Source organism: Embleya sp. NPDC050154 (assembly GCF_044460165.1).
Classification (GTDB): Bacteria; Actinomycetota; Actinomycetes; order Streptomycetales; family Streptomycetaceae; genus Embleya.
Map to the genome: position 1 here is coordinate 161,992 of NZ_JBITJP010000025.1, position 9,343 is coordinate 171,334.

The window sequence follows — 9,343 nt, forward strand, 5'->3', positions numbered from 1 at the left end:
CCGTCACCGCTCCTCCTCGTGAACGTGTGCGGTCCGACCGTTGTGGCCGGTGCCGTTGGGTGGGCCTTCGGCCTGAGCGAGATCGACCACTGCCGGCCGGATCTTGACCACCTCGCCCGCGCCGACGCCCAGTGCGCGACGCACCGAGGAGCCCGGCGAGTTCGCGGGCAGGAACACCACGCGCTCGGTCATGTCGGTGACGCGCAGCGGCAACGTGACCTCCCCGTGCAACGAGGTCACGGTGACGCCGCCCCCGTCCTCGGCGCCGATCTCGGCGGCCGTGGACGCACACAGCCGGACGACCGGCGCACGCCGGGTGCCCGCCAGATGGGGTTCGCCGTCCTGGCCCCGGCCCTCGTCCAGGAGCAGACGCCAGGTGGCCAGTACGGCCTCGCCCGCGCCGGGACGCGGAAGTTCGCGGGCCCGGCCCTCGGGGGCCGGCCCCCGGTCGCCGGTCCACCGGCCGAGCCGGCGCAGTTCGCGCCGGGCGGCGGTGAGCGAGGGCAGTTCGATCGCGGTGCCCTCGCGCTGCTCGGCCATCGCCTCGGCGATCGCGTCGAGCACGCGCAGGTCGGACATCACCGCGGCCAGGTCGCCGGTGAGCTGGTCCTTCTTCAGCACGGTGGCGAACGGGCGCTCGCGGCCCTCCCAGTCGACGAAGGTGCCCGGCTTCTCGGCGGGCGCGGCGACCGGGAAGACCACGTCGGCGCGTTCGGTGACCGCGCTGTGCCGCAGTTCCAGGCTGACCACGAAGCGGGCCGCGTCCAGTGCGGCCAGGGCGCCGGCCGGGTCGGGCAGGTCGTCCACGTCGACGCCACCGACCACGAGCGCGGCCAGGCGCTGTTCGCGGGCCGCGGTGAGCATCGAGGTGGTGTCCAGGCCGTAGCCGCCGGGCAGGTCGGCGACCCGCCAGAGCGAGGCCACCTCGGCGCGGGCCGCCGGATCGCCGAGCGGTCGCCCGCCCGGGAGCACGTTGTACAGCGCGCCCGCGTCGAGCGCGCCGCGCTCGCCGGCCCGGCGCGGGATCCAGGCGAGTCGGGCTCCGGTACGCGCGGCCAGCGCGGTGACCTCGGCCAGTGCGCCCGGCACGCCCGCCAGTCGTTCGCCGACGAGCACGACGGCGCCGGGGGTGCGCAGCAGGTCCGCCGCGCCCCGGGCCAGTTCGCCCTCGATCGCCGGGTCGCCGAGGGCGGACAGCCACTCGGTCTCGGTGCCGGGCGCGGCCCGCAGCAGGCTGCCCTTCATCCGGATCAGGCCGGCCGAGGCGAACGGCGCGATGCCGTACACCTTCAGGCCCTTGCGGGCGGCCTTGCGCAGCCGCAGGAACACGATCGGCGACTCGTCCTCGGGTTCGAACCCGACGAGCAGCACACCGGGGGCCTTCTCCAACTCGGCGTAGGTCACGCCCAGCCCGGTACCGGCCACCTCGGCGGCGAGGAACTCGGCCTCCTCGGCGGAGTGTTCGCGGGCCCGGAAGTCGATGTCGTTGCTGTCCAGCGCGACCCGGGCGAACTTGCCGTACGCGTAGGCGTCCTCGAGGGTGGCCCGGCCGCCGACCAGGACGCCGGCCGAGCCGCGGGCGGCGGCCAGCCCGCGAGCGGCCACGCCCAGTGCCTCGGACCAGGACGCGGGAACCAGTTCGCCGCTGTCCTCGTCCCGGATGAGTGGGGAGGTGAGCCGGTCCTGTCGAGTGGCGTAGCGGAACGCGAAGCGGCCCTTGTCGCAGTTCCATTCCTCGTTGACCTCGGGGTCGTCGCCGGCCAGCCGGCGCAGCACCTTGCCCCGCCGGTGGTCCGCGCGCAGCGAGCACCCGGACGCGCAGTGCTCGCACGTGGTCGGGGAGGACACCAGGTCGAACGGCCGGGCCCGGAACCGGTAGGCGGCCGAGGTGAGGGCGCCGACCGGGCAGATCTGGATGGTGTTGCCGGAGAAGTAGGACTCGAACGGCTGCTTCTCGTAGATCCCGACCTGCTGGAGCGCGCCGCGTTCGATCAGCGCGATGAACGGGTCGCCCGCGACCTGCTCGGAGAAGCGGGTGCAGCGCGCGCACAACACGCAGCGCTCGCGGTCCAGGAGCACCTCGGAGGAGATCCGCAGCGGCTTGGGGAAGGTCCGCTTGACCTCGGTGAAGCGCGAGGTCGAACGACCCGCGCCCATCGCCTGGTTCTGCAGCGGGCACTCGCCGCCCTTGTCGCAGACGGGGCAGTCCAGGGGGTGGTTGATCAGCAGCAGCTCCATCACCCCGTCCTGCGACTTCTTCGCGACCGGCGAGGTGAGCTGGGTGCGCACGACCATGCCGTCGGTGACGGTGGTGGTGCAGGACGCGAGCGGCTTGCGCTGGCCCTCGACCTCGACCAGGCACTGCCGGCAGGCGCCGACCGGGTCGAGCAGCGGGTGGTCGCAGAACCTGGGGATCTGGATGCCGATCAGCTCGGCGGCCCGGATCACCAGGGTGCCCTTGGGCACGGAGACGTCGATCCCGTCCACCGAGATGGTGACGAGGTCCTCCGGCTTGGGGGCCGGCGGCCCGCTCGCGGGGGTGTTGGTCGTGACTGTCATGTCAGCTGTGCGCTCCTGCCCCGGTTGAAGCGGGGGCTGTCTTCGCCCACGCGGTGGATGCCGCGGTGTCGAACGGACAGCCGCCGTGCTCGAAGTGCGCCAGGTACTCGTCGCGGAAGTACTTGAGCGAGGACTGGATCGGGCTCGCCGCACCGTCGCCGAGCGCGCAGAAGGACTTGCCGAGGATGTTGTCGGCGACGTCGAGCAACGTCTCCAGGTCCTCCTCGGTGCCCTCGCCGCGCTCGAGTCGGGTGAGCAACTGGGTGAGCCAGTAGGTGCCTTCGCGGCACGGTGTGCACTTGCCGCAGGACTCGTGCTCGTAGAACTCGGTCCAGCGCAGCACGGCGCGCACCACGCACACGGTCTCGTCGAAGATCTGCAGCGCCTTGGTGCCGAGCATGGAACCGGCCGCGCCGACGCCCTCGTAGTCGAGCGGCACGTCCAGGTGCTCGTCGGTGAACATCGGCGTGGACGAGCCGCCGGGCGTCCAGAACTTGATCCGGTGCCCCTCGCGCACGCCGCCCGCCAGGTCCAGGAGTTGGCGCAGGGTGACCCCGAGCGGGGCCTCGTACTGGCCGGGTCGCTCGACGTGTCCGGACAGCGAGTACAGCGTGAAGCCGGGCGACTTCTCCGAGCCCATCGAGCGGAACCACTCGACGCCCTTGTTCAGGATCGGCGGCACCGAAGCGATCGACTCGACGTTGTTCACGCAGGTCGGGGACGCGTACAGGCCGGCCACCGCCGGGAAGGGCGGGCGCAGTCGGGGCTGGCCCCGGCGGCCCTCGAGCGAGTCGAGCAGCGCGGTCTCCTCGCCGCAGATATACGCGCCGGCGCCCGCGTGCACGGTGAGTTCGAGGTCGAAGCCCGAGCCCAGCACGTTCTTGCCGAGGTAGCCGGCGGCGTACGCCTCGCGGACCGCGTTGTGCAGTCGGCGCAGCACCGGGACCACCTCGCCGCGCACGTAGATGAACGCGTGCTCGGAGCGGATCGCGTAGGACGCGATGATCACACCCTCGATCAGCACGTGCGGGTTGGCGTACATGAGCGGGATGTCCTTGCAGGTTCCCGGCTCGGACTCGTCCGCGTTGACCACGAGGTAGTGCGGCTTGCCGTCGTTCTGCGGGATGAAGCCCCACTTCATGCCGGTGGGGAAGCCCGCGCCGCCGCGACCGCGCAGACCGGAGTCCTTGACGGTCTGGATCACCTCGTCGGGGTGCATCGCCAGCGCCTTGCGCAGTCCGTCGTAGCCGCCGCCGCGCCGGTAGGTGTCCAGCGTCCACGGCTGGTGCTCGTCCCAGTTCGCGGAGAGCACGGGGGTGAGGAGGGAGGGCTCGGTCACGGCGCTTGGTCCCCGTCCTGGTCGGTGGCGGGCGCGGGGTGGGCCGGGTCGGACTCGGCGGTGGGCGCCGGGGCGTCGTGCGAACTCGGGGTCCGCGGAGCCTCGTCCGCGCTCTCCTCGCCGGCGCGCCGGGGGGCGGGCGGGGTGGCGGTCCGGGCCGGCCGTTCGGTGTGCGTGCCGTTGGCGATGCGCAGCCCGACCAGACTGGCCGCGCCGCCGGCGCCGCCTTCGTCGACCGCGCCGGGTCGCTCGTCCGGGAAGCCGGCCAGGATCCGCGAGGTGTCCCGGAAGGTGCACAGTCGCGCGCCGCGGGTGGGCACCGCGTCCTTGCCCGCGCGCAGGTCGTCCACGAGTTCCTTGGCCGACTGCGGGGTCGCGTCGTCGAAGAACTCCCAGTTGACCATCACCACGGGCGCGTAGTCGCAGGCGGCGTTGCACTCGATGTGCTCCAGGGTGACCACACCGTCGGCGGTGGTCTCCTTGTTGCCGATCCCGAGGTGGTCCTTCAGGCTCGCGAAGATCTCGTCGCCGCCCATCACCGCGCACAGCGTGTTGGTACAGACGCCGACGTGGAAGTCGCCGCCCTGGCGGCGCCGGTACATCGTGTAGAAGGTGGAGACCGCGGAGACCTCCGCCGTGGTCAGGCCCAGCATGTCGGCGCAGAACTCGATGCCGGTGCCGGTGACGTAGCCCTCTTCGGCCTGCACCAGGTGCAGCAGCGGCAGCAGCGCCGAGCGGGCCTGCGGGTAGCGCCCGATCACCTCCTTCGCGTCCACCTCCAGGCGCGCGCGCACCGCGGGCGGGAACGGCGGAGCCGGCTTGGCCGGCGGCATCGGCATGCCCAGGTCCGTACTCATCGGTCGACACCTCCCATGACGGGGTCGATGCCCGCCACTGCGACGATCACGTCGGCCACCTGACCGCCTTCGCACATCGCGGCCATGGCCTGCAGGTTGTTGAACGAGGGGTCGCGGAAGTGCACGCGGTAGGGGCGGGTGCCACCGTCGCTGACCGCGTGTACGCCCAGTTCGCCGCGTGGCGACTCGATCGCGCTGTAGACCTGGCCCGGTGGTACCCGGAAGCCCTCGGTGACCAGCTTGAAGTGGTGGATGAGGGACTCCATCGAGGTGCCCATGATGTTCGCGATGTGGGCGGGCGAGTTGCCCAGGCCGTCCGAGCCGAGCGCGAGTTGCGCGGGCCAGGCGATCTTCTTGTCGCCGACCATGACCGGGCCGGGGGCCAGCCGGTCCAGGCACTGTTCGACGATCCGCAGCGACTGCTTCATCTCCTCGATGCGGATCAGGTACCGCCCCCAGGAGTCGCAGGAGTCCGCGGTGGCCACGTCGAACTCGTAGTTCTCGTAGCCGCAGTACGGCTGCGTCTTGCGCAGGTCGTGCGGCAGTCCGGTGGAGCGCAGCACCGGGCCGGTCAGGCCCAGGGCCATGCAGCCGGCCAGGTCGAGGTAGCCGATGCCCTGGGTGCGGCCCTTGAAGATCGCGTTGTCGTTGAGCAGCAGTTCGTACTCGCGGATCCGGCCGGGCAGGATGTTCACCAGCTCGCGGACCTTGTCCACGGCGCCGGGCGGAAGGTCCTGGGCGAGGCCGCCGGGGCGGATGTAGGCGTGGTTCATCCGAAGCCCGGTGATCATCTCGAACACGTCGAGGATCAGTTCGCGGTCGCGGAACCCGAAGGTCATCACGGTGAGCGCGCCGATCTCCATGCCGCCGGTGGCCAGGCAGACCATGTGCGAGGAGATCCGGTTGAGCTCCATCAGCAGGACCCGGATCACCTGCGCGCGCTCGGGGATGTCGTCGGTGATGCCGAGCAGCTTCTCCACCGCGAGGCAGTACGCGGTCTCGTTGTGCAGCGGCATCAGGTAGTCCATGCGCGTCACGAAGGTGACGCCCTGGGTCCAGTTGCGGAACTCCAGGTTCTTCTCGATGCCGGTGTGCAGATAACCGATTCCGCAGCGGGCCTCGGTGACGGTCTCCCCGTCGATCTCCAGGATCAGCCGCAACACACCGTGGGTGGAGGGGTGTTGCGGGCCCATGTTGACGACGATGCGCTCTTCCGCGTCCGCCGCGGCCTGGATCACTTCGTCCCAGTCGGAGCCGGTGACCGTGTAGACCCGGCCCTCGGTGGTCTCCCGCGCGTGCGCGGCGGATGGGGGTGTCGTTGTCTGATCGCTCATCAGTTGTACGACCTCCGCTGGTCGGGCGGCGGGATCTGGGCGCCCTTGTACTCGACGGGCACGCCGCCGAGCGGGTAGTCCTTCCGCTGCGGGTGGCCGGGCCAGTCGTCCGGCATGAGGATGCGCGTGAGCGCGGGGTGGCCGTCGAAGACGAGGCCGAAGAAGTCGTAGGTCTCGCGCTCGTGCCAGTCCAGCGCGGGATACACGCTCACCAGGGACGGCAGGTGCGGGTCGGCGTCGGGGACGCTCACCTCGAGCCGGACCGCGCGATTGTGGGTGATCGAGCGCAGGTGGTAGACCGCGTGCAGCTCGCGGCCGGTCTCCTGGGGGTAGTGCGTACCGGAGACGCCGGTACACAGCTCGAAGCGCAGTGCCGGGTCGTTGCGCAGGGTCAGCGCGATCCGGGGCAGCGACTCGCGGCGCACGTGGAAGGTGAGTTCGCCGCGGTCGACCACGACCTTCTCGATCGCGTCGTCGAACTCGATGCCGGCTTCCGCGAGGGCGCCGGAGAGCTCGTCGGCGACCAGGTCGAACTCGCCCTCGCCGTCCGCGGTTCCGCGCGGGCCGCCGTAGGGGCGGGCGGCGGAGCCGGGGAAGGCGACGGTACGGACCAGCTTGCCGTAGCCGGAGGTGTCGCCCGATCCGCTCGCGCCGAACATGCCGTGCCGGACCTCGATGGGTTCCACGTCGGCGTCGCGGGGGATGGGCAGCTGGGCCTTCTCCTCGGGGGTGCTGCCGGGAGTGGTCATCGGGCGCTCCCGTCGGGTGCGTGGCCGACCGGGATGCCGGGATCGAGCTCGTGCGCGCCGCGGCGGGCGCTCGCGGGCAACATCTCGATGGTGGGCAGCGCCTTCAGGGCGGCCTGTTCGGCGGCGCGGGCGGCCTTCTCGCGGTTGACGCCGAGCGGCGCCGCCTGGATCTCCTCGCGGAGTTTGATGATCGCGTCCATCAGCATCTCGGGTCGGGGCGGGCAGCCGGGGAGGTAGATGTCCACCGGCACCACGTGGTCGACGCCCTGGACGATCGCGTAGTTGTTGAACATGCCGCCCGAGGACGCGCAGACGCCCATCGACAGCACCCACTTGGGGTTGGGCATCTGGTCGTAGATCTGCCGCAGGACCGGCGCCATCTTCTGGCTGACCCGGCCGGCGACGATCATCAGGTCGGCCTGGCGCGGCGAGGCACGGAACACCTCCATGCCGAACCGGGCCAGGTCGTAGCGCCCCGCGCCGGTCGCCATCATCTCGATCGCGCAGCAGGCGAGTCCGAACGTGGCCGGCCAGAAGGATCCCTTGCGGAAGTAGCCGGCCAGCCCTTCCACGGTGCTCAGCAGGAAGCCGCTGGGCAGCTTCTCCTCGATACCCACGCGGATGCCCTCTCTCCGTCAGTCGTTGGGGGAAGCCTGTGGGGAAGCCTGGGCGTCTCGGCTCATCGGTCCCACATCATCCGTTGCTTCCACGTCAGTCCCAATCCAGGCCGCCGCGACGCCACAGGTAGGCGTACGCGACGAAGACCGCGGCGACGAACAGGACCATCTCGACGAGACCGAACATCCCGAGCGAGTCGAAGTACACGGCCCACGGGTAGAGGAAGACGATCTCGATGTCGAAGACGATGAAGAGCATCGCCGTCAGGTAGTACTTGACCGGGAATCGCCCGCCGCCGATCGGCTGCGGGGTGGGCTCGATGCCGCATTCGTAGGCTTCGAGCTTGGCCCGGTTGTAGCGCTTGGGCCCGGTGAGCGCCCCCATCACGAGGGAGACCACTCCGAAGGCCAGGGCAATGCCCCCGAGCACGAGGATCGGCGCGTACAGGTTCACCGCGCTCCCATCTCCCTTCTCAGTCCCCCGGAGTCACGCATGTGACCGGGTTCACAAGCTGCCGGAACGGCGCCCATCCTAGGCCCCTCACGATGTGATCTGCGACACGGGTAGGGAACGATCATGGTGTGATCTTCCCCACCTGATGATCGATCAGAAACGGTTGCGTGCAGGCAAAAATCACACAGGGTGAGAAATAGGGGAGCCTAAACGGTTCGGCACTCACGGACGATGTTGATCACGAAAATCGCCTATACCACCCGTTCACAAGCTCATCAAATTTGGCCGAACATGATCGGTTGTGATAGCCGCCGAGGGCGTTCGCACACAGAGTGTCACTGGAAAAGCCGCCCTGCGGGCGGGGCGGCTGCGCCGCCGGCGGCCTCCGGCCGCTCCCGGAAACGCCGCGCTTCGCGCGGCGGCGGCGGCCTCCGGCCGCTCTCCTCACGCGCTCGTCGATCACTGGTCGACGATCAAGTCGCGGGCGCTGACGCGCCGGGGAGTCACCGAGTTCGCAGCGGCGCCGGAAGGGGGGTGACGTGGATCGTGGCGGAGTGGTGGGCGGCGTGCTCTCGAAGCGGCACTCGGGGGTTCAATCGGTCGACCGGCCCGCGTCGCGTCACCTGGCGACCCTCCCCGCCCGGGCGGCCCAACTACCCCATCCACCACATCACTCACACCGGCGAACCAGCACATCCCGGGCACCGAGCGACACGGCATTACTCGCCAAGTCGTCAGCCCACCGAGCGCACGAACGTCTCGAACCGCGGCCCACTCTCACGCGGAACGCTCGGCCCCAACGAGCGATATCCCCGGCTCGTCCAGAAGGCCAAGGCTTCCGGCGCATCCGCCCGAGCGGGCTCGGTGGGTCGGTTGCGTCCTGTCGCCGAGAGGGGCCTGGATGACGTCTCGCAGGTTTCCTGGTAATCGACGGCAGCGGCAGGGACGGGTTGCTCTGTCTACGTCCGCTTGAGCACATCGCGGTCACCGGCGCGGGAGAACATCTCGGCGGGGTCCGTCGACGCGGCCTCGTGTTCTTGGTTCATGTGCCGAGTGTCGGTCTCGGCTCCGTCGACCGCGCCCGTCGGTTCCCGCGGGCGTATCGGTCGATGACCTCGGCGGACGGCGGGGTGCTCACGACGACGCATAGCGTCGGTGCGTCGGTGCGCATCAGGACCGGGTCGCTGGACGCCGATCGATGAATCCGTCGGCGCCGGCACTGACGCCGACCGCAGGCCGGCATGTGGGTGGCTGTGTTGATGGGTCTGTGGGCAGGGGCCCCGCCCCCCCCCGGGGGGGGGGGGGGGGGGGCGCCCGGGGGGGGGGGGGGGGGGGGGGGGGGGGGGGGGGGGGCGGGCCGGGGGCCGCGCCCCCCCCCCCACCACCACGGCGCGGGTATGGGAACCGCGCTCGGCGTGACGTTCGGGCTGACGG

7 protein-coding genes are annotated in these 9,343 nt (G+C 70.8%); all 7 read right to left on the reverse strand.

Annotated elements, in window-relative coordinates; translation table 11 throughout:
* Nucleotides 1-3: 3 nt before the first annotated feature.
* The 7 genes from ACIBSV_RS39290 to ACIBSV_RS39320 all read right to left on the reverse strand — a co-directional run bounded on the left by ACIBSV_RS39290 (nt 4) and on the right by ACIBSV_RS39320 (nt 7,909).
* Nucleotides 4-2,559, reverse strand: a complete 2,556-nt coding sequence (locus tag ACIBSV_RS39290) for an NADH-quinone oxidoreductase subunit G (RefSeq protein ID WP_395871814.1) — start codon at nt 2,557-2,559, stop codon at nt 4-6.
* Nucleotide 2,560: 1 nt separating this feature from the next.
* Nucleotides 2,561-3,898: an NADH-quinone oxidoreductase subunit NuoF gene (nuoF, locus tag ACIBSV_RS39295; protein WP_395871816.1), complete on the reverse strand. Its 1,338-nt coding sequence runs from the start codon at nt 3,896-3,898 to the stop codon at nt 2,561-2,563.
* The gene (nuoE, locus tag ACIBSV_RS39300) at nt 3,895-4,755 is read right to left on the reverse strand and encodes an NADH-quinone oxidoreductase subunit NuoE (RefSeq protein WP_395871818.1); all 861 of its coding nucleotides are present in this window, start codon (nt 4,753-4,755) and stop codon (nt 3,895-3,897) included. Before nuoE ends, nuoF begins: the two co-directional genes overlap by 4 nt.
* Nucleotides 4,752-6,089 carry an NADH-quinone oxidoreductase subunit D gene (locus tag ACIBSV_RS39305; protein WP_395871821.1) on the reverse strand — a complete coding sequence of 446 codons (1,338 nt, stop codon included), beginning with the start codon at nt 6,087-6,089 and terminating at the stop codon, nt 4,752-4,754. Before ACIBSV_RS39305 ends, nuoE begins: the two co-directional genes overlap by 4 nt.
* Entirely contained in the window at nt 6,089-6,838 is a 750-nt protein-coding gene (locus ACIBSV_RS39310; protein ID WP_395871822.1) for an NADH-quinone oxidoreductase subunit C, read from the reverse strand. Before ACIBSV_RS39310 ends, ACIBSV_RS39305 begins: the two co-directional genes overlap by 1 nt.
* A complete protein-coding gene (locus ACIBSV_RS39315; RefSeq protein ID WP_395871824.1) occupies nt 6,835-7,455 on the reverse strand; it encodes a NuoB/complex I 20 kDa subunit family protein in 621 nt (206 codons plus the stop codon). The genes ACIBSV_RS39310 and ACIBSV_RS39315 overlap by 4 nt, the downstream gene beginning before the upstream one ends.
* Before the next feature lie 94 nt (nt 7,456-7,549).
* Nucleotides 7,550-7,909: an NADH-quinone oxidoreductase subunit A gene (locus ACIBSV_RS39320; protein ID WP_395871826.1), complete on the reverse strand. Its 360-nt coding sequence runs from the start codon at nt 7,907-7,909 to the stop codon at nt 7,550-7,552.
* Nucleotides 7,910-9,343 lie beyond the last annotated feature (1,434 nt).